This is a genomic window from Streptomyces cacaoi (genome assembly GCF_006539165.1).
GTDB classification, from domain to species: domain Bacteria; phylum Actinomycetota; class Actinomycetes; order Streptomycetales; family Streptomycetaceae; genus Streptomyces; species Streptomyces cacaoi.
In genome coordinates this window covers 299,712-323,649 of record NZ_BJMM01000006.1, presented here as the reverse complement: position 1 = coordinate 323,649, position 23,938 = coordinate 299,712, and the positions used below count along the sequence as shown (strand labels likewise).

General features: G+C 74.6%; 18 protein-coding genes. 1 reads left to right on the top strand and 17 read right to left on the bottom strand.

Translation table 11 applies throughout. The features are described 5' to 3' along the window. Nucleotides 1-120: 120 nt before the first annotated feature. Nucleotides 121-2,853: an ATP-binding protein gene (locus SCA03_RS08975; protein ID WP_086815918.1), complete on the top strand. Its 2,733-nt coding sequence runs from the start codon at nucleotides 121-123 to the stop codon at nucleotides 2,851-2,853. Between the two features lie 36 nt (nucleotides 2,854-2,889). Here the strand turns inward: SCA03_RS08975 and SCA03_RS08970 are convergent, their stop codons facing one another. From SCA03_RS08970 to SCA03_RS08895, 17 genes are all read right to left on the bottom strand, one after another. Beyond that, nucleotides 2,890-4,893, bottom strand: a complete 2,004-nt coding sequence (locus SCA03_RS08970) for a hypothetical protein (protein WP_141275290.1) — start codon at nucleotides 4,891-4,893, stop codon at nucleotides 2,890-2,892. A gap of 132 nt (nucleotides 4,894-5,025) precedes the next feature. Beyond that, nucleotides 5,026-5,811, bottom strand: coding sequence for a tRNA ligase subunit PheS family protein (locus SCA03_RS08965; protein ID WP_086817782.1), 786 nt, complete (start codon nucleotides 5,809-5,811; stop codon nucleotides 5,026-5,028). Nucleotides 5,812-5,815: 4 nt separating this feature from the next. Continuing rightward, entirely contained in the window at nucleotides 5,816-6,547 is a 732-nt protein-coding gene (locus SCA03_RS08960) for a class I SAM-dependent DNA methyltransferase (RefSeq protein WP_086817781.1), read from the bottom strand. 59 nt (nucleotides 6,548-6,606) lie between these two features. Beyond that, the gene (locus SCA03_RS08955; protein WP_086817780.1) at nucleotides 6,607-7,851 is read right to left on the bottom strand and encodes an ATP-grasp domain-containing protein; all 1,245 of its coding nucleotides are present in this window, start codon (nucleotides 7,849-7,851) and stop codon (nucleotides 6,607-6,609) included. Nucleotides 7,852-7,867: 16 nt separating this feature from the next. Then, nucleotides 7,868-9,175: an MFS transporter gene (locus tag SCA03_RS08950; RefSeq protein WP_158102351.1), complete on the bottom strand. Its 1,308-nt coding sequence runs from the start codon at nucleotides 9,173-9,175 to the stop codon at nucleotides 7,868-7,870. Next, entirely contained in the window at nucleotides 9,172-10,485 is a 1,314-nt protein-coding gene (locus tag SCA03_RS08945; RefSeq protein ID WP_086817778.1) for a UDP-glucose dehydrogenase family protein, read from the bottom strand. The genes SCA03_RS08950 and SCA03_RS08945 overlap by 4 nt, the downstream gene beginning before the upstream one ends. 11 nt (nucleotides 10,486-10,496) lie before the next feature. Beyond that, nucleotides 10,497-11,129, bottom strand: a complete 633-nt coding sequence (locus tag SCA03_RS08940) for an LOG family protein (protein WP_086817777.1) — start codon at nucleotides 11,127-11,129, stop codon at nucleotides 10,497-10,499. Continuing rightward, nucleotides 11,116-11,871 (bottom strand): SDR family NAD(P)-dependent oxidoreductase, encoded by a 756-nt coding sequence (locus SCA03_RS08935; protein ID WP_086817776.1) that lies wholly within the window; start codon nucleotides 11,869-11,871, stop codon nucleotides 11,116-11,118. The genes SCA03_RS08940 and SCA03_RS08935 overlap by 14 nt, the downstream gene beginning before the upstream one ends. After that, nucleotides 11,868-12,494, bottom strand: coding sequence for a class I SAM-dependent methyltransferase (locus SCA03_RS08930; protein ID WP_086817775.1), 627 nt, complete (start codon nucleotides 12,492-12,494; stop codon nucleotides 11,868-11,870). The genes SCA03_RS08935 and SCA03_RS08930 overlap by 4 nt, the downstream gene beginning before the upstream one ends. After that, nucleotides 12,491-12,613: a hypothetical protein gene (locus SCA03_RS36760; RefSeq protein WP_267883202.1), complete on the bottom strand. Its 123-nt coding sequence runs from the start codon at nucleotides 12,611-12,613 to the stop codon at nucleotides 12,491-12,493. Before SCA03_RS36760 ends, SCA03_RS08930 begins: the two co-directional genes overlap by 4 nt. After that, the gene (locus tag SCA03_RS08925; protein ID WP_086817774.1) at nucleotides 12,606-15,644 is read right to left on the bottom strand and encodes a type I polyketide synthase; all 3,039 of its coding nucleotides are present in this window, start codon (nucleotides 15,642-15,644) and stop codon (nucleotides 12,606-12,608) included. The genes SCA03_RS36760 and SCA03_RS08925 overlap by 8 nt, the downstream gene beginning before the upstream one ends. Beyond that, a complete protein-coding gene (locus SCA03_RS08920) occupies nucleotides 15,641-18,103 on the bottom strand; it encodes a non-ribosomal peptide synthetase (protein WP_086817773.1) in 2,463 nt (820 codons plus the stop codon). Before SCA03_RS08920 ends, SCA03_RS08925 begins: the two co-directional genes overlap by 4 nt. Then, entirely contained in the window at nucleotides 18,100-19,587 is a 1,488-nt protein-coding gene (locus SCA03_RS08915; RefSeq protein WP_086817772.1) for an FAD-binding protein, read from the bottom strand. Before SCA03_RS08915 ends, SCA03_RS08920 begins: the two co-directional genes overlap by 4 nt. Then, nucleotides 19,580-20,632, bottom strand: coding sequence for a phosphotransferase family protein (locus SCA03_RS08910; protein WP_086817771.1), 1,053 nt, complete (start codon nucleotides 20,630-20,632; stop codon nucleotides 19,580-19,582). The genes SCA03_RS08915 and SCA03_RS08910 overlap by 8 nt, the downstream gene beginning before the upstream one ends. Further along, nucleotides 20,629-21,888: an alpha/beta hydrolase family protein gene (locus SCA03_RS08905; protein WP_086817770.1), complete on the bottom strand. Its 1,260-nt coding sequence runs from the start codon at nucleotides 21,886-21,888 to the stop codon at nucleotides 20,629-20,631. The genes SCA03_RS08910 and SCA03_RS08905 overlap by 4 nt, the downstream gene beginning before the upstream one ends. Beyond that, on the bottom strand, nucleotides 21,872-22,834 hold the full coding sequence (locus SCA03_RS08900) for a transketolase family protein (RefSeq protein WP_086817769.1): 963 nt from the start codon (nucleotides 22,832-22,834) through the stop codon (nucleotides 21,872-21,874). Before SCA03_RS08900 ends, SCA03_RS08905 begins: the two co-directional genes overlap by 17 nt. Beyond that, nucleotides 22,831-23,646, bottom strand: coding sequence for a transketolase (locus tag SCA03_RS08895; protein WP_211293559.1), 816 nt, complete (start codon nucleotides 23,644-23,646; stop codon nucleotides 22,831-22,833). Before SCA03_RS08895 ends, SCA03_RS08900 begins: the two co-directional genes overlap by 4 nt. Nucleotides 23,647-23,938 lie beyond the last annotated feature (292 nt).

The window sequence follows — 23,938 nt, the reverse complement described above, 5'->3', positions numbered from 1 at the left end:
GCACACGATGCATCCTACTCACCGGTCGAACACAGCCGGCTGCGATGAGTTGCCTTCGCCCGGTTGCGGGGAACCGACCTTGGCGCACGACGGGTCCGCTACCGCGAGGAGCATGGACGGATGTTGGTCGGGCGGGGACGGGAGTGGGATGAGCTGTTCACGGTGGTCGGAGCCGCGCGGGAGGGCAAGGGCAGGGCGCTGGTCCTGCACGGCCCGCCCGGGGTGGGCAAGAGCGCGCTGCTGACCGGTGTGACCGAGACCTGCGCGCCCGGCATGCGGGCGCTGCGGGCGACCGGCGTGGAGGGCGAGGCCGGGCTGCCGTTCGCCGCTCTGCACCAGCTGCTGCGTCCCCTGCTGCCCGGCCTGGGTGAACTGCCGCGCCCGCAGGCCGACGCGCTGTGCGGAGCCTTCGGTATGAGCGCGGTGCGCGCCGACCGCTTCCTGGTGGGGCTGGCCACGCTCTCCCTGCTGTCCAACGCCTCCGCCGGCACTCCCCTGCTGATCACCGTGGACGACGCGCACTGGCTGGATCCGGCGTCCGCGGAAGCGCTGGTGTTCCTCGCGCGTCGTCTGGAGTCGGAGGCGGTGGCCCTGCTCCTCGCCACCCGCAACGACGCCGGTCTCTTCCCGCTGCCCGGCGTGCCCGATCTACAGATCCTGCCCCTGAACGACGCGGATGCGGCGGGGCTGCTGGCGCGTACGCTGCCGAAGACCGTTCCGACGGTGCGCAAGCGCCTGTTGCGCGAGGCCCGCGGCCATCCGCTGGCCCTGGTGGAGTTACCCGCCGCGCTGTCCCCGTGCCACCTCGACGGCACCACCCCGCTGCCCGATCCGCTGCCGCTCGGCGAACGGCAGCGGAAGTTCTTCCACGACCCGGCGGCCGGTCTGACGGACGTGCAGCGCGACGTGCTGCTGCTGGCGGCAGCGGCCGGGGACGCCGAACCGTCCACCGTGCTCCGGGCTTGCACGGACGCCGACGCGGCCCGGGACGCGCTGTTCGAGGCCGTGTCCACCGGGGTGATCCGGCTCGACCAGCGTGAGGTGACCTTCCGGCACCCGCTCGCCCGGTCCGCCGTCTACCACGGCGCCTCCTTCCGCCGGCGGCGCGCCGCACATCTGGCGCTCGCCCGCAGCCTGGCCCCGGACGACGACCGCCGGGTCTGGCACCTGGCCGCGGCTTCCGTGGGCCCGGACGACGCGGTGGCCCGGCTGCTGACCGAGCTGGCCGAACGCGCCCGGCACAGCGGGGATCCGGCGACCGCCGGGCAGGCGCTGCGCCGGGCGGCGGAGCTGGCCTCCGAGCCCCTGGAGCGGGCCCTCCTGCTGGTGGAGGCGGCCGAGTACGCCTGGATGACCGCGGACACCTCGCACGCCGAGACCCTGCTCAAGCAGGCGGAGGCGCTGGACGGTGACCCGCGGATGCGTGCCAGGGTGCTGGGGCTGCGCGGCGCGATGACACACGCCGGTGGTGACCCGGCGGCGGCCTGCCGCCTCCTGCTGGACGGTGCCCGGCTGGCGCGGGAAACGGACGCGGAGCTGACGGCGGAACTGCTCGTCACGGCGGCCCGCGCCGCGTGGGCGGCCGGCGATCCGGCCACGCTCACGCAGATCGCGGAACTCGGCGCCGGCCCGGGCCCGGCCGAGCACGCCACCCTGCGTCGTTTCTCGCGCCACTTCGCCTACTTGGGCAGCCTGACACCGCAGCAGCCCGGTCCCGCGCGGTACCGCCACCCCCCTTTCGACGCCGCCGCGTGGCTCCTGTCCCCGCTTCCGCGGCCGTGGGTGTGGCCGCCGGTGCTCCTGCCCCATCTGACGGGCGGCACGGAGGCGATGACGGCCGCGCACCGGAGCGCGGCCGACGCGCTGCGTGCCGCGGGCGCGGACGGTGCGCTGGCCATGTCGCTGACGTCGCTCGTCGCGCTCGAACTCGTCACCGGCCAGTGGTCGAGCGGGCTCGCGAACGGCGTGGAAGGGCTGCGGCTCGCGCAGGAGGCGGGGCAGCCGGGGTACGCCTGCCATCTGCACGCGCTGCTGGCCTGGTTGGCCGCGGCGCAGGGTGACAGTGCGCGCTGCCGTGCGCTGGCCGAGCAGTCGCTGGCGGTCGCCGCGCCGCACCACATCGCCTCCGCGCTGGCGTTGGCGCACTGGGCGCTGGGCCTGAACGCGCTGGCCGAGGGCCGGCCCGACCAGGCGGCCCGGCTGCTGGGCGACGTGGTGTCCCCCGGTGGGCCCGCCGAGCACTTCATGGTCGGCTGGCTGGTGCTGCCCGATCTGGCCGAAGCCTGGGTGCGGTCGGGCGATCCGGCCCCCGCACGGGCGGCGCTCGCCCGCTTCGAGCAGCGGGCCGACCCCGAGCGGGCACCGCATCTGCACGCCCCGTGGCACCGTTGCCGGGCCCTGCTGTCGACCGGTGAACGCACCTCGGCCCGCTACGAGAGCGCGTTGGAGGCGGCGGGCGCGTCCCCGTTCGACATCGGCCGTACGCACCTGCTGTACGGCGAATGGCTGCGCCGCAACCGCCGGATCAAGTCCGCGCGTGAGCATCTGCACCAGGCCACCACCCATCTGCACATGCTCGGTGCGCGGCCGTGGATCGACCTGGCGCTGGAAGAGCTGCGTGCCGCGGGAGACCGCAGCCTGATCGAGCCCGCCGCCGATCCGGCCTCCGTGTCGCGGCGGTTGACACCCCGGGAGTTACAGATCGCCCGGCTGGCCGCGCGGGGCATGAGTAACAGCGACATCGCGGCGCAGCTCTTCCTCAGCCCCCGCACCGTGGGCTATCACCTGCACAAGCTCTTTCCGAAGCTGGGCATCACCTCCCGGACCCAGCTGTACGGACGGGACCTCAGCTGACCCGCGGCACGGTGGCCTCGGCGGTTCCCGCGGGCTTCACCTCCCCTCCCAGCCGCGGTCCCGCAGCGCGTCCAGTACCGCGCCGCGGCGGCGACGGCGCTCGGCGCGCACCGGCGTGGCGGCCGGGTTCTCGAAGTGGGCTCGTACGGTCAGCGCGAGCCGGCCGGGGGCGAGGCGCTCGCCGCGGTAGACGTCCTCGACGCGGACCAGCCGGCGCGCGGTGGCGCCCGCTTCGGCGACCGTGCGCAGGACTTCCGCGACGGGAGTGGTGTCCGTGACGACGACGGTGACGTGGAAGGCCGGGAGCGTCGCGGCGGGCGGCAGTCGCACCCGCGGGTGGACGGGCGGCAGCTCCTGGAGTGCGTCCAGGTCGAGGTCGGCACAGTAGATGCGGGCCGGCGGCGCTCCGGCCGACTCGGCGGCGTCCGGGTGCACCAGGCCCGCCCAGCCGGCGGCGCGACCGCCCAGCAGGATCGTGAACGACGCGGCCGGGTCGAGGACGGAGGGCGGGGACGCGGGGTGCGGGGGCGGTGCGGTCAGGGGGGCCAGGTCGGGCGTGCCGCGGCCGAGGGCTGTGCCGAGCAGGTGGACGAGTCCCAGCAGATCCGCGAACGCGGCCGGGCGCGGTTCGGGGTCGAGCAGCGAGGGTTCGGCGACCGGCCCGCTGAGGACGGCGGTCAGCCGCTGGTTCTCGTCGCCCGGTGCGGCCGATCGCAGCACCGGGCCGGTCTCGAAGTGGTGGGCGGCTCCGGTGTGCCGCAGGGAGCGCGCGGCCACGTCCAGGACGCCCGGCAGCAGGGAGGCGCGCAGGCACAGGTCGCGGAGTCCGGCCCGGCCGTGTACGCGTACCGGGCCGGTGCCGGGGGCGGTGCCGAGGTGGGCGAGCGGGGCGTTCCGGGGCCGCAGGACGGGGGTGGAGATCTGTTGGAGTCCGCGTCGGACCGCTGCTTCGGCGGCCGCGCGGCGCAGGTGCGCGGCCGGGTCGCGTGCGGGGGCGCCGAGTGCCGGGGGCAGACGGCGGGGCAGGGTGTGGTGGCCGCGCAGGCGGGCGGCTTCGGCGAGGAACGGTCCGGGACGCTCCAGGTCGGGCCGCTCGGGCGGGACGACGGCGTGCACGGTGCCTGCCGCGCCGTGCTGGGCGCCGCGGGCCACCCGGCGTACCAGCGCCAGGGCTTCGTCGGGGGTCAGCGTCGGGTCGATCGCGTGCCGTATGTCCTCGGTGCGCAGCACGTGGGTGCGCGGTGGGCGGGGCGGCAGGCCCGCGGCGCCCGCCGCCTGGACGGTGCCCTGTCCCCAGGCGGCCGCCAGCTCCACGGCTCGGGCGATGGCCCGGTCGCAGCGGCCCGGGTCGCCGGATGCGGGCGGCCGGGTACGGGCGGTGCCGTGCGCGCCGGGAGGCGGCCACACCGTGTAGAGCAGGACGTCGGCGGGCCCAGTCGGGGGCGGTTCGGTGTGCTCGTACCGCGCCGGGAGGGCCAGGACGCGGTCGCCGGCCCGCAGGACGGGTGCCGGGTCCGGATGCCGGGGCTGTCCCCCGGTTTCCTCACCGGGTGCCGGGGCGTACCGCAGGTGCGGGCCGTCCGGCGGGAGGGGGCGGTCCGGGACGGCGCCGAGTGGCTGGCCCGTCTCCAGCGCGACATAGGCCAGCAGGTCGGCGACGGTTCCGGTGAGCGCAACCCCCGCGGCGTGCAGCCATCCCTTCTCCGGCGCTGGGGGCAGGGGGACGGTGGGCAGCCGCACGCGGGCGGCGGCGACGCGCGCCACGGGGCCTTCGGCGTCCTCGGCCACCGCGATGTCGATCCCTGTGGGCAGCGGCGGCGGGTCCGTAGAGGGGGGCGGCAGCCCCAGCCGCCCGCGGATCTCCGCGACCAGGCCCCGCACGGATGCCAGATGCGGGCGCCCCGGTGGTGCGGTCACCTCCAGGGTGCGGTCCGTGCTCGTGTCGGCCCGGGCGCCGGCCTCCGTCAGCCAGCGCGACACCTGCGCGGGGTCGAGCGGTCGGCCGGCTGCGTGTTCCAGCCAGGACAGCGGAACCCTCACGGATGGTCACCTCCCTCGGCTCGGTCCTGCGGCGCCGCCGTGTCCGCTGCCCCGGCCCGTCCGTCGCCGGCGCGGCGCACGGGCGGGTGACGGGGGCGGCTGCGGCCGCGCGGCGTTTCTCGCGGGTACGGGTCAGTGCCCCTGGCCTTCGAACTGCTCCAGCACCCGGGGGTCGTTGGCGAGCAACTCCCGCATGTCGTGGAGGCCGTGCAGGTAGCGCAGCAGCCGTTCCACGGAGCAGCCGAAGCTCAGGCCGGTGGTGCGGCCGGGCGCGTATCCGCTCGCGGTGAGGACTTCGTCCCTGAGGACGCCGCCGGTGCACACCTCGACGCGGCCGCGGTCCCAGCAGGTTGCGCAGCCGCTGCCGCAGTGGGGGCAGGCGATCGACAGGGCGAATCCGGGGTCCACGAACGGGTAGTCGCAGCGGGTGAGCTGCCAGGCGCAGCCGGCTCCGAAGACTCCGCGGACGAACACGTCGAAGAGGCCCATCAGGTCGGGCAGTGCCAGGCCCGGTTGCGCCACGACGCCGTCGATCTGGGTGAACTGCGGGCCCGAGTGCGGTGCGGGCGGTTCGTTGCGGAAGCAGGTCGCCACCAGCAGCGCCCGGGCGGGCCCCGGCCCGGCCTGCCGGAGCACCTCGGCGATCCCCGAGGACGCCTGGGTTCTCAGCACCACTCCGGGCGCGGGGTGGAAGGTCAGCCGGGTGCGGGTGGGGTGCCCGGGCGGGTAGCCGAGCAGGTCGAAGTTGTCGTCCTCGGTGGCCAGCAGCGGCAGGTTGGTGACGTCGAATCCCAGGGGGACGAAGCAGGCGGTGATCCTCTCCACCAGGGCGGCCACCGGGTGGGGCCGTCCGATGCGGGGGCCCGCGGGCGGCAGGCCCGGGTCGCTCAGGTCCGCCGCCGCTGCCGCGCCGCGCACGGGCTCAGCCCTCCTTGCGGTAGACGCTGATGCTGTTCTCCGAAGCGGCGTCGAAGGGTACGTCGGCCCAGTCGCCCCAGCGTTCGACGAATGACAGGCCCGCGATACGGGCCATCAGGTCGAGTTCGCTGGGCCAGGTGTAGCGCAGGAAGGCCGGGTAGAGGCGGATGCCGTCCTCGCGTATCTCGATGTGGTTCTCCTTGATGTGCTGGGTGGCCCGGTCGAAGGTGTCCGCCTCGATGCGGACGTGGTCGAGGTCGACGTCGTAGACGTGTGCACGGCCCTGGAAGCGGAACCGGGTGGGGTCGGGCACGAAGGTCTCCACCACGAACAGGCCGCCGGGTTCGAGGTGCCGGGCCGCCGACTCGAAGCAGCTGATCTGCTCCTGTTGGGTCTGGAGCGCGTAGAGGGAGTTGAGGAGGAGGAAGATCAGGGAGTAGTCGCGGTCGAGCCGGAAGTCGGCGATGTCCCCGATGGTGACGTCGATGGCTTCGCCGCCGGGTTTGGTGCGCATCACCTCGACGATCTCCGGGGAGGCGTCCAGGCCGTCCAGTTCGACGCCCTGGGCCGCGAGCGGAACGGCCACCCGTCCGGTGCCCACGGCCAGTTCGAGGGCGCGCCCGGAGCCGCGGCGTTCGGCCAGGAAGGCGACGGCGGCGTCCGGGGCGGGCCAGTCGATCCGGTCGTAGACGTTCTTCCACCGCGGTCCGTAGGTCCCGGGCGTCCACTCGGTCATGGTCTCTGCCTCTCTGTGGTCGGTACGCGGGTGAGGAGGGGCGGGCCGGCGTGCACCGCTCACAACGGCTCGCCCAGCACCCGCAGTTCGTGGTGGGCCAGCAGCAGCCGGTCCTCGACGTCTTCGCAGTGGGGCCCGGTGGCCATGACGTAGGCGGCGGTGCCCCAGGGGTTGTCCGGCGGCGGCACGATCTCGCTGCCGTGGGGGCGCAGTTCGGTGATCTCGTGGACCCAGGGGCGGGACCGCAGGACGGGTGCGGGAGCCAGTCCGGCGAAACGCAGCGGGTGGGCGGGGTAGAGGAAGCGCAGCCCGGCCGCGCGGTCGGCCACGGTCCGGGTCTGCACCGGCAGCCCGAGGGCCGCGGTGGCCAGCAGGCCGCCGGGCCGTATGCCGGTGGCCAGTTCGGCGATCCGCGCGGAGATGTAGCCTGCCGGGCGGCCGTTGATCTCCACGATCCGTGGTCCGCCGGCGGTCATGCGCACCTCGATGTGGGCGACGGTGCGGTCCAGTCCGGCGGCGGCGGCCGCACGGCACGCGAGCGCGAATCCGTCCCGGACCGCGCCGTCGTCCAGGGCTCCGCGGCCGACGACCAGGCCCGCCTCGATCGGGTGGGGGTCGAACGCCCAGATCTTGCGCGCTCCCCACACGGGTACGGCCGTCCCGTCGTGCACCCAGCAGTCGACGCACAGTTCGAAGCCGTCCAGGTACTCCTCGACGAGGATGCCGTCGCTGGTCATGCCCTTCTTGTCGATGCCCGCCGCGGCCCGGAACGCGGCCGCGAGGCCGTCCGGTGCGTCGACCCGGCACACGCCGGCGCTGCCCGACAGGCCGCGGGGTTTGACGATGACGGGGTAGCCGGTCTCGCGTGCCGCGGCGGCGGCCCCGTCCAGGTCGTGGACGAGGGTGGAGCGGGTCGGTGACAGGCCGGTGCGGTTGAGGAGGTCGCGCTGGAGGCGTTTGTCCCGGCAGAGTTCGGCGGCGGCGGGAGGGAGTCCGGGCAGGCCGAGGGCGGCCGCCAGGTGTGCGGCGGTCAGGACGAACGCCTCGTCGTAGGCGGTCACCGCGGCGACGCCGTGCCGGGCCGCGAGGTCCTTGGCGTGCCGGAGTGCCGCCGTCTCGTCGGCGGGGTCGAAGACCTCGGTGTCCCGGACCCAGCGGCGCTGCCAGGTGGGCGGTTCGGGGTCGAGCAGGACGAGGTCGGCCTCGGCGGCCATCTGGGACAGCATGCGTTCGTGGCTGGTCCGGTTGCCGGAGCCGACGACGAGCAGGCAGTCACGGCGTGCCGGGTGCTGGGGGGCGGTCATCGGTGCCTTGCTCCTTTCACTGGTCGGCCTCGGGGCTGACCGGTAGGGGGTCGCGCTCGGGCCCGCGCTCCCGGGTGCGGGCGGCGTGCCGGCGCAGGGAGAGCAGGGCCACGCCGGCGGCTGCGTACCCGGCTGCCTGGAGCCACAGGTAGCCGCCCAGTCCGCCGGAGGTGAACACCGGCAGGCACACCGCGGGGGCGATGAGGTTGCCCATGCCGTAGATCAGTGAGGTGGAGGCCGAGTACGCGGCGACCCGTCCCGGCGGGGCGTGCGCGACGACCACGGGCTGGAAGCTGGGTGAGATCAGGCACTGTCCGATGCCGAACACCAGGCCGTATCCGGAGGCGAGGAGCAGCGCGCCGCGGGCGTCGGGCGCGGCGGGCACGCTCCACAGGACGAGCAGTCCCAGGCACCAGGTGAGCACGGCCGTCTCCAGCGAGCGCATCGGTCCGATCCGTTCCGCCACCCGGACCGCCAGCCCCTGGACGGCGATGACCGTCACGGAGTTGACGGCGAGGACGACGCTCACACCGGACACGGCCATCTGCGCGCTGTCGCGCAGCACGATCGGGGTGACGGATTCGATCTGCCCCAGGCCGAAGATCACCAGGACGCCCTGGAGCAGCAGCGCCCACAGGAACACCCGGTCCGTGAAGGGCGCCAGGGCGGCGCCGAGCGCCCGGCCGGGTCCGCGGGCGGCAGCGGCGGCGGCCGGGCGGGGGGTGGGCGCTCCGCGGCGGAGCACGGCGCACAGGATCAGGCCGAAGACGAGGTAGCTGGGCCCGTTGACGGCGAAACACAGGCGGTATCCGGCCTCGCCCAGCGAGCCGGCGAGGAGGCCGCCGAGGATCGATCCGGCGCCCATCGTGGCGGCGCTGATGCGGAATTGGGAGGCGAGCATCCGGCCCAGCCGGTCCTTGCCGAAGACGGAGATGAGCAGCGGTGTCTGCACGGCGTAGAAGACGCCGGTTCCGGCGCCCGAGAACAGCGCGGCGGCCACGCTGAGCCGGGCGGAGCCGAGGGCGAGCAGGAGGGGCCCCACGGTCTGCACGAGCGTCGCCGCGACGGCGATGGGCCCCGGCCGCCATCTGTCGGCGAGGGCCCCGGCGAAGGGGTTGATCACCAGGCCGGCCGCGGCGAACAGTGCGAAGTACAGGGAGACGCCGGAGACCGGCAGGCCGAGGTGGTCGCGCAGATAGACCGCGGTCAGCGGGAAGACGAGCCCGGAGCCCAGGGTGGTCACCCCCCAGCCCAGCAGGTAGCCGTGGCGCAGCGTCGGTCCGCCTCGGGCGGGGTGCCGCGTGCCGGGGCCCACCGCGCTCACCGCGTGCCACGTCCCACGGTGCTCACGGTCAGGCCGCACGCCTCCAGGGCCTCGGGGTCGAGGATGCGGCGTGCGTCGACCACGTGGGGGCGGTGCATCAGCTGGGAGATCAACGCCCAGTCGAGGCGGGCGAATTCGGGCCACTCGGTGAGGACGGCGACCACCGTCGCGGCTTTCGCCGCCGTGTAGGGGTTGTCCGCGGTCTGGTACCAGTCGTCCGGCCCGGCCGGGTTCGCCGCGGCCGGGTCGTACACGGTGAGTTCCGCGCCCTGTGCGTGCAGCAGGCGCGCCACGGCCAGGGCGGGGGAATCGCGGGTGTCGGCGGTGCCGGCCTTGAAGGCGAGGCCGTACACCGCGATACGGACGCCGTCCAGGCAACCGCCGGCGGCGGTACGGACCTTGTCGGCGATCCGATGGTGCTGCCGGTCGTTGGTCTCCAGCGCCGCCCGCACCAGGGGGAAGCCGATCTGTCGTGTGCGGGCGAGGTCGAGCAGGGCGTGGGTGTCCTTGGGCAGGCAGGGGCCGCCCCAGCCGGGGCTCGGCCGCAGGTGGGCGGGGGCGATCCGGGGGTCCAGGCCGAGGCCGCGGCCGACGTCCCCGATGTCGGCGCCGACGGACTCGCACAGTTCGGCGAGGGTGTTGGCGTAGGAGAGCTTCACGGCGAGGAAGGCGTTGGCGGCGTATTTGATCAGTTCGGCGCTCGCGTTGCCGGTGAGGAGCACGGGGGCGGCGAGGTCGGTGTACAGGTCGGCCAGCCGTCGGGCGGCGGCGCGGTCCGCGGGGGTGGTGCCCGCGCCGATGACGAGGCGGTCGGGGTGGCGGCAGTCGTGTACCGCGCTGCCCTCGCTGAGGAATTCGGGGTGGGAGAGGACGGGGAGGTCCGGCCGTCGGAGCAGGCCGCGGACCCGGTCGGCGGTGCCGACGGGGACGGTGGATTTGAGGACCACGGCGGCTCCCGGGGGCAGCAGCCGCCCCAGGTCGCGGGCGACGGCTTCGACGATGGAGACATCTGCCGCGCCGCCCTCGCCCCTGGGAGTGGGCACGCACACGAAGACCAGGTCCGGCGGGTGCGGCGGGAGCAGCGCGTCCGGCAGCCGGGCGGTGAAGCGCAGCAGGCCCGCTCGCCGGCCCGCGGCGACCAGTTCGGGCAGGTCCGGCTCCAGCAGGGCGACTCGTCCGGCGCGCAGCTCGGCCACCTTGTCCCGGTCGACGTCGACGCAGGTGACGCCGTGTCCGGCCGCCGCGAGCGTGGCCGCGGTCGTCAGGCCCACGTATCCGGCGCCGATGACGGCGATCTTCCGTGCCGGCATGCTCTCCCCTCTCATCCGGTGGCCCGCGCCGCGCCGGCGGGCGTCATCCGGGCGGCGACCAGATCCAGGGCCTGGGCGGGGGAGGTGGCACGACCGAAGAGTTCCCGGTCGCGGGCGAACCCGCGGGCGTGCACGCTCGCCACGAGCTGGTCCAGGCCGGTCCAGTCGCCGTCCACGTCCAGGAGCACCAGGGGGCCGACGGGCAGGCCGAGCGCCGCCATGGACAGGATCTCCAGCACCTCGTCGAGGGTTCCGTATCCGCCGGGGAGCGCGATGAAGGCGTCGGACCGCTCGATCATGACGCGTTTGCGCTCGGCCAGGCTGTCGGTCAACTCCAGTGTCTGGTCGGGCAGTTCGTCCCCGACTTCCCGCTCGCGCAGGAACGCGGGGATGACACCGTGGATCTGTGCGCCGCCGAGCTGTGCGGCGCGGGCGACGGCGCCCATCAGGCCGATGCCGCCCGCGCCGTACACGAGGCGGTGGCCGCGCTCGGCGATCAGCAGTCCGAGTTTCTCGGCGGTCTGCCGGTACCCCTCGTGGGGGCCGTCGGCGCTTCCGCAGAACACGCACACGGACGCGGGCAGGGTCCGGCTCTCGTCGGAGGCGGGCCGGCGGGGAGTGCCGGCGGGACTAGAGGTAGCCATAGTTGAGCCACCCTCCGTCGACCACGAGTGTCTGGCCGTTGATGTAGTCGGCCTCTTCCGAGGCGAGGAAGCGGACCGGGCCGGTGAGGTCCCGGGGCCGGCCGCGGCGGCCGGCGGGGATGCGGCGGGTGAGGGCGTCCTCGTCGAGTGCGGCCGGGTGCGGCGTCTCGATCCGGATCATTCCGGGGGCGACGGCGTTGACGTTGACGCCCGAGGGGGCCCACTCCACGCCGAGCACACGGGTCAGTTGCAGCACCCCGGCCTTGCTCGCCGCGTAGGCGGCTCTCTCCGGGAAGGCGGTGAAGGAGAGCAGCGAGCCGAAGTTGACGATCTTCCCGTGCTGCCGGGCCAGCATCCGGCGGCCGAAGACCTGGCAGCACCGCAGGGTGCCCAGGACGTTGGTGTCCAGCAGGGCGCGTGCCTGCTCGGTGTCGTAGGCGGCGGAGGGCCCCATGGAGAACAGCCCGGCAGCGTTGACGAGGACGTCCACGTCGCCGAACTCCCCGGTCACCTTCCGCTCGGCCTCGGTCACCTGTCCGGCGTCGGCGACGTCGCAGACCACAGGGAGCGCTTTCGTGCCGCCTTCGGCGAGTTCCGCGGCGACCGACTCGACCTGCTCCGCCGTACGGGCCAGCACCGCCACGTCGGCTCCTTCGGCGGCGAAGCCGAGCGCAACCTGCCGGCCGATGCCCCGGCCGCCGCCGGTGACCAGGACCCGCTTGCCGTCGAACCGCCCGTTCATCCGCGCGTCCTGAACCGGCCGATCCAGTGGATCTGTTCGGGTTTCTTCTCCGTCGGCAGGTTCCGGTAGAGGCGCAGTTCCTCGCACTCGAACCGGTCGCTGTCGAAGGTGTCGAGGATCTCGGCGCTGGTCACGCGGCGCGGCCCGGTGCCGGCGACCATGTGGTCGGAGAAGGAGTTGAGGACGAACAGGCCGCCGGGGCGCAGCAGTCGGTGCACCTGGGCGGCGTAGCGGTCACGGGCCTCGTCCCGCATGTTGTGGAAGACGAAGGAGTCGGTGACGAGGTCCGCCCGGTGGTCGGGCAGCGGCACGTCGAGGACGTCTCCTTGGACGAACTCGGCTCCCACTCCGGCCAGTTCGGCCCAGGAGCGGGCCCGGGCCACGGCTTCGGGCGACAGGTCGACGCCGGTGACGCGCATGCCCTGGGCGGCGAGGAAGACGGCGTCCACGCCCGGGCCGCTGCCCAGGTCGATCACGCGGGCGCCGCGCGGTATCACGCCGTCGATGACGAGCTTGATCAGTTCGATACCCGGGGCCCCGGTGAACCAGGAGAGTTCCGCGAGGGGGGCGTCGGCGTAGACGGTGGAGAACCGGTCCACCCAGCTGTCGGTAAAGGCTTTCACCTGGCGTCCTCCGTGCCTGTCGGGTCGGTGGTGTCCTGGCGCTGCGCGGCGGGCGGTGCGCCGGCCGTGGCCGCGGCGCCGAGGGCGTGCGCGGGGCGGAGGGCCGTTCCCTCAGCCATGGGGGTCTCCTTCGGGTGAGCGGGTCTCGTGGCCCGGCGGGTGCTGCTGGGCGGCGGGCTCTTCGGCGAGCCAGGTGCGCACCCGTGCGACCATCCCGGCGAACCGCGCGGAGGCGAAGACCTCCGAGGACGGCACCTTCCGGCCGGTCAGCCGCTGGATGCCGGCGATGAGGTGGACGCCCATGAGGGAGTCGCCGCCCAGATGGAAGAAGTGGTCGTCCGGGTGGACTTCGCGCAGCCCGAGCAGGGCCCGCCACTGTCCGGCGAGATGGGCCTCCAGGGCGTCGGCGGCCTCCGGGTGTGCGGGCGCGGCCTCGGGCGGGGCCGCGCCCGCGGGCGGGTCCGGCGCTCGTGCGGCGGTGGGTGCGGCCGGTTCCGGAGTCGCGGTGGTCCCGGCGGTGGGCGGCGGGGTGTCCGGCAGGAAGCGCCGCCGGTGCAGATGCGGGGCGGGCAGCGGGGCGCGTGCCCGTCCGGGTCCGCCGAGCGCGGTCCAGTCGCACTCCACGCCGTGCAGCCACAGCTTTCCCAGCGCCTCCAGGAGCACGTCCCTGTCGGGGATCCGCTCGTAGTCCTGCCGTACGGTGCGCACGCAGACCGCTTCGGGGTCGGCCTGGAGCAGCCAGGGGCGTGCGGTGCCGGGTCCGACCTCGACCAGCACTCCCACGCGGTCGAGCGCGAGCCGGGCGGCGGCGCGGAAGCGGACGGTGCTGACCAGGTGGCGCCGCCAGTAGGCGGGGTCGGTGACCTGATCGGACAGCCACTCCCCCAGGACGCTGGAGGCCAGCGGGATGCGGGGCGGGCGCAGTTCGATGCCGGCCAGGTCGTCGCCGAGCGCCCGCGCGGCGTCGGCGAGCTGCGGGGTGTGGAACGGGTGCGCGGTGTCCAGCGGCAGGACGGAGAATCCCTTGCCGGTCAGCTCTTCGCCCACGGCCTCGATGTCGGCGGGCACTCCGGACAGGACGCAGTGGGTGGGGGCGTTGTCGGCGGCCAGCCACACGCCGTCCCGCGTGAAGCGGTCGACGTCCTCGGCGGGCGCCAGCACGGCCAGCATCGCCCCGTTCCCGGCCCGGGTGACCAGGTCGGCGCGGCGGGCCACCGCGGCCATCGCGGGCTCGGGGTCGATCACCCCGGCCAGGACGGCGCCGACCCACTCCCCCAGGCTGTGCCCCACCAGGACGGCGGGCCGGATGCCCAGCTCCATCAGCGTGCGGGCCAGGGCGAGTTCGAGGCAGAACAGGCCGAGGTGCAGCTCGCGCAGCGTGCCGGCCGGTGCCCGCGGTGTGTCCCGGCGGCGCAGCATGGCCCGCAGGTCGAGCCGGTCGTCTGCGGTACCGGCCCGGCGTTCGTCTCCGGCGTGGGCGAAGCGCGCACCGACCGCGCCGTCGGTGAGTGCGTCGGCGACGGTCACCGAGGCGCGCAGGTGCCGGGCGAAGACCGGGTCGGTGGCGGCCAGGCCGGCGCCCATGGAGGGGTAGTGGCTGCCGATGCCGGGCAGGACGAAGCCGATCTCGGGGCGGTGCGCGGGTGCGGTGCCGGTCTGGTGGCGGAGCCGGTCGGCGGCGAACGCCTCGTCCACGGCCGGCTCGGGGCCGAGGACGACGAAGCGGCGCCGGGGCAGTCGGCGGCGGCCCGTCTGGGAGCTGTGGGCGAGGTCTCCGGCCTGTGCGGGCTCCCGTTCGACTTCGGTGCGCAGGGCCTCGGTGTCCTGGTCGAGGGTGTCGGCGCGGTGGCTGGAGAGGAGGATCAGGCCCTCACGGCAGGGGGCCGGCGGGGCGGCAGGTGGTGCGGCCTCCAGCACGAGGTGGCAGTTGGTGCCGCCCAGGCCGAAGGCGCTCACTCCGGCTCGCCGTACGCCGCCGGCGGGTTCGGCCCACTCCAGGGTTTCCTCGACGGGCAGCAGGTTCGGGCCGCGACGGGCCAGGGCCCGGGGCAGCGACCGGAAGTGCGGGGTGCGCACGAGCCGGTTGTGCCGCAGGCTCAGCACGGCCTTGGCCAGGCCCGCGATGCCCGCGGCCTCCCGCAGGTGCCCGACGCCGGCTTTGACGGCTCCGATGTGCACGGGCTTGCCGCTCGGGCCGAACACCTCGCTGAGGGCGGTCCATTCGGCCGCGTCTCCGAGCAGGGTGCCGCTGCCGTGCGCCTCGACGTAGTCGATCTCTTCCGGGCCCACGCCGGAGGCTTCCAGCGCGGCCCGTACGACGTCCCGCTGCGCCGCGCTGTTGACGCCCGCGAAGCCTGATTTGACGGAGCCGTCGTTGTTCGCCGCGGAGCCGCGGACGACGGCCCAGACCGTGTCGCCGTCGGCCCGGGCGTCGGCCAGCCGCTTGAGGATCAGGGCGCCGGCGCCGTCGCCGGGGACGGTGCCGTTGGCCGCGGCGTCGAAGGGGCGGCACACCCCGTCGGGCGAGCCGATGCCGCCGGGCGGTGCCGGGTAGCCGCGCGGCGCGGGCACCCGGACGGCCGCGGTCGTCGCGATCGCCGTGTCGGCGCCGAAGCCGAGCAGGTCCTGGCAGGCCAGGTGGACGGCGACCAGCGAGGTGGAGCAGGCGCACTGGACCGCGACGGCGGCGCCGCCGAGTCCCAGCCGGTAGGCGATCCGGCCGGCCGCGTAGTCGCGCCCGTTGGCGATCTCCAGGGACATCTCGTCGACGCCGGGGCGGCCGGCCAGTGCGTCGGCCACCCAGCTCTCGTAGTCGTTGCGGCCGACACCGGCGTAGGTGGCCACCCGTCCGGCGCGCTGCGGGTCGATGTGCGCGGCGGCGAACGCCTCGTCGACGCTCTCCAGGAGCAGCCGCTGCTGCGGGTCGATGAGCAGCGCCTCGGCCTCGGAGATGCCGAACCGGCCCGGGTCGAAGTGGCCGGCCGCGCGGAGCGTGCCGTAGGCGGGCACGAAGTCGCCGGCCGCCGCGCCGCGGCGGGTGATGCCGCAGCGGCCGGCCAGCAGGTTGCGCCAGTACGTGTCCAGGTCGTCGCTGCCGGGCAGCCGCACCGCCATGCCGACGATGGCGACCGCGAGTTCGTCGGAGTTCATCGGCTCTCCTCCTGGGCACCGGGGGTGCCGGGCACGGCGCGGTGCCGGGTGCGTGCGGCCTGCTGCCGCAGCCGCGCGGCCCGCAGCCGGCGTGTGTCGGCCGGTGCGTGCTGCGTCTCCGTCCCGGCGGCGGGCTCGGAGCGGTCCCGTACCAGGGCGGCCAGGGCGCGCGGGGTGGCGGCGCGCAGCAGGTCGGCCAGGTCGATCTCGGTGCCGGTGTCCGCTTCGACGGCGCTGCGCAGCAGCATCAGCCGCAGGGAGTCGCCGCCGAGCTGGAAGAAGTCGTCGTCCAGGCCCGCCTCGTCGAGGCCGAGCACCTGGGCGAACAGCCGGGCGGCGGTGCGCTGTCCGGGGGTCGAGGGCCGTGCGCAGGGCACGTCCAGCGGTGGGCGTGCCCGGGAGGGCACCTGGAGCCGGGCGCGGTCGACCTTGCCGCTGTCCAGCAGGGGAAGCGCGGGGACGACGGCGAAGTAGCTGGGCACCATGAAGTCCGGCAGCCGGTCGGCGACGAAGGTCCGCAGGGCGCCGACCGAGGGTTCGGCGGCGCCGGGTACCACGTAGGCGGCCAGCAGGGCGCCCTGGTCGGCGTCGGCGACACCGGCCACCGCGGCGTCGGCGACCTCGGGGTGCGTCCGCAGGACCAGTTCCACCTCGGCCGGCTCGACCCGCTGTCCGCGTACCTTCACCTGCGCGTCGGCGCGCCCGAGGTACTCCAACTGCCCGTCCGCGCGGTGGCGGGCGAGGTCTCCGGTGCGGAAGAGGCGGGCGGGGCCCTGGGGGTCGAGGGTGTTGGCGACGAAGCGTTCGGCGGTCAGTTCGGGCCGTCCGAGGTAGCCGTCGGCGAGCCCGGGCCCGCCGGTGAGGATCTCGCCGACCGCGCCGGGCGGCACCGGGTGGCCGTGCCGGTCGCACAGGTAGACGTGCATGTCCAGCGGGCGGCCGATCACGGTGGCGGCGTCGCCGTGCTCGGGCCGGGCGCCCCGCGGTCCCTGGCGGTGGCAGACGTAGTCGGCCTCGCTCAGGGTGTAGGTGTTGTGCAGTTCGCGGCCGAGTGCGCGTACCCGCTCCTCCAGGTCGGTGCCGAGCGGCTCGCCGCCGACGAAGACGTGCCGCAGGGCGGCGGCCCGGCGGAAAGCGGGCTGGGCGAGCAGCAGCCGCAGCATCGAGGGGACGAAGCTGACGGTCGTGAGGCGTTCGCGGTCGATGAGTTCGGCCAGATAGCGGTCGTCGCGGTCGCGGCCGGGTTCGGCGATCACGGCGGTGCCGCCGCTGGCCAGCGGCCAGAGGAACTCCCGGAAGCTGATGGCCGACTTGAGGAGATGACGGTCGTCGGCTCCCATGCCGTACAGCCGTTGTTCCAGGTGGATACGGGCGGTGTGCATCCGGTGCGGGCGCAGGACCGCCTTGGGTTCGCCGGTGCTGCCGGAGGTGAAGATGACGTACGCGGTGCTGCCGTCGTGCGCGATCTCCGTCAGCGGGTCCGGCGGCTGCGGCGTCCCGTCGCTCTCGGAGAGGGCCTCTTCCACCCGGAGCGCGTCCGCGTGGTCGGTGAGCGGGTGTCCGGTGGTGGTGCGCAGCGTGGCGGCCGGGCGGGTCAGCCGCAGCATCGCCTCGGCGCGCGCCGTGGGCAGCGCGGGGTCGAGGTGGACGTAGCCGGCGCCCGCCTTGAGCACGGCGAGCACCGCCGTGAACAGCTCCGTGGAGCGTTCGCCGGACACGACCATCAGGTCGCCGGGTTCGGCGACAGCGGGCCGCAGCCGCCGGGCGAGGTGGTCCGACGCCTCGTCGAGCTGCCGGTAGGTCAAGGTCCGTGCGCCCATGACCAGCGCCGGGTGTTCGGGGGTCCGTGCGGCCTGGGCCCGGAACAGGGCGTGCAGGGTGTCGGTGGGGCGGGGCGCGGGCTGCGGGTTCCACTCCGCCAGCTGCCGCCGCTCGTCGGGCAGGAGGAGGGGGAACGCGGCTGTGCGGGCGGTGGGTTCGGCCGCGGCGGTGTCCAGCAGCAGCCGGAGGTGCTCGGCCATGCGGCGGGCGGTCGGTGCGCCCAGGATGGTGTCGTCGTAGTGGACGGTGAGGGAGCCGTCGTGCGGGGTGACGGCCCAGACGACCGCGTGCAGCGCGGCGGGCAGCCCGCGGGTGCCGGGCGGCAGGACGGCCGCGCAGGGCCGGTCCCTGTCGGTGGCCGCTCCGCCGGCCGGGGCGGGACGCAGCGGCACCTCGGCGAACGTCCCGTCCAGCGCGGCCGGTCGCGCCTCGTACCGGACGGCGCGGCCCTGCTCGTGGCCCAGGATCGTCCACGCGCTCCCGTAGCGGTCCAGGACGACGGCCAGCAGTCCGGCGAGCAGATCGGCCGGGCGCTTCCGCGCGGCGAGCAGGTCCGCGGCGCGGGGGTCGAGCGGCAGGTCGAGCGCGGAGTGGTGTGCGGGCCGGTCGGGGCGGCTGCGTGGGAGGAGGAGGGTCACGGCCGGCCTCCCCTGCCGGCGGGGGCGCTCGCGCCGGTGATCGAACGGGCGGCGGCCATCCCCGTGGCGGCGCCGTAGGTGATGCCGATGATCTTCGAGGAGGAGTCGCCGACGAAGTAGAGGCCCGGCAGTGAGGACTCCATGTCGTGGGAGAGCTCCAGGTCGGGGAAGAGCCGTTCGACGACGGGGGCGGCGACGGCGGCGGAGCCGGGGATCAGGCCGGGGTGGAGGGAGTTGAGCCGGTCGGCCATCTCCAGCACGTCCCGCACGATCGGCTCGGGCAGGCACTGCCGCAGAGGGGCGTGCGCGTAGTCGATGAGGCTGGTGGACGGCGGCTCGTCGCCGGTCTTCCCGGTGGCCAGTTCGTCGACGGTGCACACGACGGGCCGGCCGCCGCCGAGCCGGGCGACACGGCCGGCGAAGTCGCGTGCGTAGGCGGTACCGTCCGCTCCCTCCGGGAGGCCGACGGTGGTCAGTACGCCCATGTTGGAACGGCTGGTGGGCTGGTTGAGGCAGTGCTGGCCGTCCAGGGCGACGGCGTCGAGGAACGCGTACTGCATGACCCGGCCGCCCTCGCACACACAGAACGTGCGCACGGACTCGCCGCGGTCGTTGAGGAAGGACAGCTTCGGGTTGTGGCAGCCGTCCAGCAGCGGGGCGAGGTCGGCGCGGTCGGTCTCCAGCCGGACGCCGACATCGACGCGGCGTGCGGGGCGGCACCGGATCCGCTGGGTCTCGACCAGCTCGCGGACCCAGGGCAGGCCGAGCTTGCCGGTGGCCACGACCACGGCGGCGGCCTCGAAGTGCACCGGGCCGCGGGGCGATCGGGCGTGCACGGCGAATCCGTTGCCGGGCAGCGGGCGCACTCCGGTCGCCGTGTGCCGCAGCAGGAGCCGGCTGCCGGCGCGCTCCAGCTCCGCGCGGATCTCGGCGATGACACCGAGTGCGACGTCGACGGTGACGCTCTGCGAGGGCGCGGTGTCGATGTGCTGGAACGCGCCGCCGGTGCCTTGGATGTCGTCGTCCGCGCGGGCCGGTGCCGAGGGGTGGGCGGCCCGGGGCAGCCCCAGCCCGAAGAGGGTCTCGTAGACCTCGGCGACGAGGTCGCGGGCGCGGCCGAAGGAGCCGAGCGTGCGCTCCAGCCCGCTGTAGGTGCGTGAGGTGCCGTCCTCCGCGGATTCGATCTTGGAGCGGGTGAGGGCGTTGATGTAGCCCAGGTCGGTGTCGAAGTGGAAGGCGGCGCCGCCCAGCCCGGTCAGGCAGTCGCAGCGCGGGCACTGGAGGCGGAACTTCTCGGCGTCGCGGACCGTGCGCCCGCTCAGCCGGGCGCGCACCCGGGGGCACAGGCTCTGGTCCATGTCGCCGCCGGCTTCCAGGACGGTGGCCCGTCCTCCGGCGCGGGCCACCGTCAGCGCGGCGAACAGCCCGGCCGGGCCACCGCCGATCACCAGGACATCGGTGTGCTGCGTGTCCTCGTCAGGCATCGGCACTCCTCACCCAGGCCGGCCGGCCGCTCAGATAGCGGTCGGCGAATGTGCGGTAGAACATGCCGCTGGTGTCGCGGCCTTCGGCGGTGATCCGTTCGATCAGCCACTGGCACATCAGCGGGGTCAGATCGGCGACGTCGGCGGTGCGCTGCCCGGTGGCGGCGGCGTAATGGGCCAGGCCCCGGGCGAGCGCCCCGCAGAACCAGTGGTCGCTCTCGAAGACACGGTCGTACAGCCAGTCGAAACCGTGCTCGCGGTAGTCGGGGAACACCAGCAGGCCGCTGGTGACCAGGAGGTTGAGCACGTCGACGGCGGCGATCCCGAGCGGCTTGTAGTCCTCGAAGTCCAGCAGCCGCACGGTGCCCCGGCCGGGCTCGTAGCGCACGTTCCAGGGTCCGAGGTCGCCGTGTGTGGGGGCCAGCAGCGCGCGCCGGAGGGCGTTGTCGGCGTGCTCGGCCCCCGTCCAGGGGCGGCGGACGTACTGGGCGGCCGCCTGTTCCGGTGTCAGGTGGGGTGCCCCGGCGGCCGTGGTGAGGTGCAGCGCGGCCACGCCGTCCACCACGGGCCGCATCACGTGCCAGAACTCCTCGGGGCCCGCGGTGAGTTGCCCGACCGCCGGGAGGTCGACGCCGTCGAGGTACGTCATGGCGAAGCCGGCGCCGAGGCGACCCAGCGGCCCGGGGCGTGCCAGGGGGAAGGCGGCGGGCAGCCCGGTGAGCACCGTGAACTCGTGGGTCAACTTGGGATCCTGGGCGGCGAGCGGGACCTTGGCCACGCCGACCGGGACGCCCCCGACGTCGACGCGCACGAACAGCCGCCGCCTGGTCTTGCGGGCCCCGGCCGGTATCCAGTGCCGGACGGCGATGTTCCGCTCGGGCGGTGCGGGCCGCCCGGTGCGCTCCAGGTGCAGCGCCAGCACCTCCTGCGCCACGGCGCCGACCTCGATCCGGTCGCCGGTCTCGGTGCCGATCCGTACGCCGGCCGCTGCCCGGTACGTCTGTGCCGCGGGCGGAGGTGTCGTCGCGGTCCGGCCGGCGGTCATCGGCGGCCCCCCGACTCCAGGAGCGCTCCCTTGAGTTCGGCGATGACGGAGCCGAGCGAGGGCCCGCCCAGCAGGGCGGCCACCTCGTCGACCGCGCCCTCGCGCTCCTTGGGGGTCAGCGCGCGGTAGGCGGCGGTGCGCTCGTCGACGTGGGCGCGGAACTGCTGGTAGTCCGGCTCGTCGTCGACCAGCCTGCGGGTGAGCCGGTCGAGTTCCCTGGTGCCTTCCAAGTCGTCCTCGGCGACCTGGTATTCCTCGCCCAGGTCCGTCAGGCACGCGGCGTGCCGGCTGACGGCGGTACCGGCCAGGTGGCGGCGGTTGACGATGTGCCCGTAGTGCTGTTCGGGCAGCAGCAGCGGCATGCGCCGTGCGATGACCGCCTCCTGGAGAGAGGTCAGGCTCGGCGGCATGGCGCACATGCCGGTGCCGGCGAGGCGGCGCAGGAAGTCCTGGTGGGTCAGGCAGGTGAACTCGACGCGTACGGTGCCCACCTGGACGGTCTCGGGCCGGGTGAATCCGCCGCAGCACACCAGGACGTGGTCCAGGTCGGATGCCTTCTCCGCCAGGTCGAGCACCCAGCGCCGCATCAGGTGGAGGTAGGCGTTGTGCGAGGCGTAGTCCAGGTAGAAGTTCTTGAAACCGCCGAGGTTGACCAGGAAGCTGCCCGCGGTCTGCTCGTCCGCGGGTTCGGCGAGTGCGCCGTGCAGCGTGGCGGTGTCGACGACGGGCCCGCACAGCCGGATGTGCCCGGCGCCCGTGGCGGCCAGTTCGGCGACGCGCTCCCGCACTCCGGGGAAGTTCTGCGCCCAGGAGAGGTCGGCGATCAGGTGGGCGACGAGGATCCGCTGGTGGGGGCCGAGCGCTTCGAAGGCGGTGCGCGCGGCGCGGGCGCCGCCCTCGCGCACCGTCCGGGCCACGTCGGCGAGCCGGGCCGCCGGGTGGGTGCGGGACCAGAAGTGCAGCAGGCTGTCGAAGAACACCACCGGGCGGCCGTGGCGTACCGCCCAGAAGACCAGGTCGGCGTCCATGACGCTGATGACCGCGTCGGCGTCGGCCAGGCGCGGGGCGAGCAGGTCGCCGCGGGTGGTGTCGGCGGGGTGCACCGCACCGAAGCGTTCGGCGTGCCGGCGGGCGTAGTCCAGGGCGACGCCCTGGCCGACGAAGTCCACCCGGTCGGTGCCGAGCAGCGACGAGACGGCGACGAGTTTGGAGACCGGACCGAACCCGCACGCCTGTGCGCTAGCGAGAATCTTCATGATCACCTTTCCCGATGAGGGCGCGCACCACAGCGGACTCGATCGCGGTCCGGTCGACGCCGTGGAACGCGAGCAGTTCGTCGTGCTCACCCACCGGCGGATGGCGGTCGTCCACAGCCAGCCGGAGCAGCGGCGTCCCGCTGCCGCGCAGGGCCTCGGCCACCGCCGCTCCCAGGCCGCAGTGGCCCAACTCCTCGGCCGCGGTGACGACCAGCGGACGGTTCTCGCCGAGGGCGCGCACCTGGTCGGTGGGGAACGGGCGCAGACAGGTCACGGCCGCGACGGCGACGTCCAGGCCGTGTGCCGCGCACCGCTCGGCGGCGGCCGACGCCTCGGCGACGCACCGGCCGGTGGCCAGCAGGAGCGCGTCGGCTCCGCCGCGCAGCACCCGTACCTCGTGCGGGTCGCCGGGTTCGGCCGTTCCGTCCGGGCGGAAGACCGGCGGGTCCACCCGGGCGCTCAGCCGTACGTAGGCGGGCCGTGTGGGCGGCAGGAAGTGCCGCAGGACGTGGGCGGCGTCCGCCGCGTCGGCCGGGCAGTAGATGCCCATGTGCGGCAGCGCGGACATCAGGGCGATGTCGTCGACGGCGTGGTGGGTGGGCCCCAGCGCGCCGTAGCCCAGTCCGCCGCCGACACCGAGCAGGGCCACGGGCAGGCCGGGCAGCGCCACATCGAGCCTGAGCTGCTCGTAGGCGCGCCGCACCAGGAACGGTGCCATGGCGCCGACCACCGGGCGCCACCCGGTGCGCGCCAGCCCGGCGGCGACGCCGACGAGGTTGCTCTCGGCGATGCCCACCTCGACGTAGCGCTCGGGGCTCTCGCCGATCACCGTGCCGAACAGCGCCTGCCCGTCGGCGCCCAGCGTGATGAGGTCGGGGCAGCGGCGGACGGTCTCGGCGATCACCGGCGCGCACGCGGCGCGCATGCTCCGGGCCGTGCCGCTCATGCCCGCACGTCCCGTCCGGCGGACACCTCGCCGGGTCCGCGGCCGGGGGCTTCCTGCTCCGCTCCGCGCGCGGTGCCCGCTCCGGCCGCCAATTCGCCGAGTGCCCGGTCGAGTTGCTCCGGTGTCAGGCGGCCCGAGTGCCACCGGGCGTCGTCCTCGATGAAGGACACCCCGCGCCCCTTGACCGTCCGGGCGAGGAGCACGCCGGGGCCGGGCGCGGCCAGCAGCGCGGACAGCGTGTGGTGCAGAGCGGCGGGGTCGTGGCCGTCGGCGTGTGCCACGCGCCAGCCGAAGGCGCGCCATTTGTCGGCGAGCGGCTCCAGCGCCAGGACGTGCTCGGTTCTGCCTTCCTGCTGCAAGCCGTTGCGGTCGACCACGGCGACGAGGTTGTCCAGGCGGTGGTGCGCGGCGAACTGCGCGGCCTCCCAGTTGGTGCCTTCGTCCAGCTCGCCGTCGCCCGTGACCACGATCACCCGGCCCGGCGATCCGCCCAGGCGCGCCCCCAGTGCCATGCCGCAGCCCAGGGACAGGCCGTGTCCCAGCGCCCCGGTCGCCGCCTCGACGCCGGGGATGCCGTCCGCGGGGTGCCCGGGCAGAGCGGCGAGGTCCGCGTCGAGCACACCGGCCTCGGCCAGTACCGCGTACAGGCCGTAGGCCCCGTGGCCCTTGCTCAGCAGCAGTCGGTCGCGGTCCGGCCAGTGCGGTTCCCGCGACCGGCGGCGGAGCACGGACGTGTACAGGACGGCGAGGATGTCGATGACCGAGAGCGCCGGCCCGACATGGATGGGTTTTTCGGCCGCGAGACGCAGCACACGCTCCCGGCCGCGGGCGGCGAATACGGAAATTCCGATCGGATCAGGCGCCTCGTCACGGCCGGCCGTAGATTTTTGCCGACCGTGCTCGGTAAACGACTTCACAGGGAACTCCTCAAACCCGTCGGCCGGTTCCTGAGCAGTCTGGGCAGTTCCTGTGCCGGCGACAAGAACGTACTTTCAAGTGCGTGCGCCGAAAACGGTTTTCCGGCGCTTCGCCGTCACGTACTTGGAAGTACGCAGGTGTACCGGGCGCTTTGACAGGTAACGTCTCCGGCAGATCAGGATCGGA

Excerpts from the sequence above, each read along its gene's own strand:
- SCA03_RS08955 (WP_086817780.1), bottom strand. The coding sequence starts at position 7,851 with ATGACCGCCCCCCAGCACCCGGCACGCCGTGACTGCCTGCTCGTCGTC.
- SCA03_RS08940 (WP_086817777.1), bottom strand. The coding sequence starts at position 11,129 with ATGGCTACCTCTAGTCCCGCCGGCACTCCCCGCCGGCCCGCCTCCGAC.
- SCA03_RS08975 (WP_086815918.1), top strand. The coding sequence starts at position 121 with ATGTTGGTCGGGCGGGGACGGGAGTGGGATGAGCTGTTCACGGTGGTC.
- SCA03_RS08910 (WP_086817771.1), bottom strand. The coding sequence starts at position 20,632 with ATGACCGCCGGCCGGACCGCGACGACACCTCCGCCCGCGGCACAGACG.
- SCA03_RS36760 (WP_267883202.1), bottom strand. The coding sequence starts at position 12,613 with ATGGCTGAGGGAACGGCCCTCCGCCCCGCGCACGCCCTCGGCGCCGCG.
- SCA03_RS08945 (WP_086817778.1), bottom strand. The coding sequence starts at position 10,485 with ATGCCGGCACGGAAGATCGCCGTCATCGGCGCCGGATACGTGGGCCTG.
- SCA03_RS08960 (WP_086817781.1), bottom strand. The coding sequence starts at position 6,547 with ATGACCGAGTGGACGCCCGGGACCTACGGACCGCGGTGGAAGAACGTC.
- SCA03_RS08905 (WP_086817770.1), bottom strand. The coding sequence starts at position 21,888 with ATGAAGATTCTCGCTAGCGCACAGGCGTGCGGGTTCGGTCCGGTCTCC.
- SCA03_RS08900 (WP_086817769.1), bottom strand. The coding sequence starts at position 22,834 with ATGAGCGGCACGGCCCGGAGCATGCGCGCCGCGTGCGCGCCGGTGATC.
- SCA03_RS08915 (WP_086817772.1), bottom strand. The coding sequence starts at position 19,587 with ATGCCTGACGAGGACACGCAGCACACCGATGTCCTGGTGATCGGCGGT.
- SCA03_RS08925 (WP_086817774.1), bottom strand. The coding sequence starts at position 15,644 with ATGAACTCCGACGAACTCGCGGTCGCCATCGTCGGCATGGCGGTGCGG.
- SCA03_RS08935 (WP_086817776.1), bottom strand. The coding sequence starts at position 11,871 with ATGAACGGGCGGTTCGACGGCAAGCGGGTCCTGGTCACCGGCGGCGGC.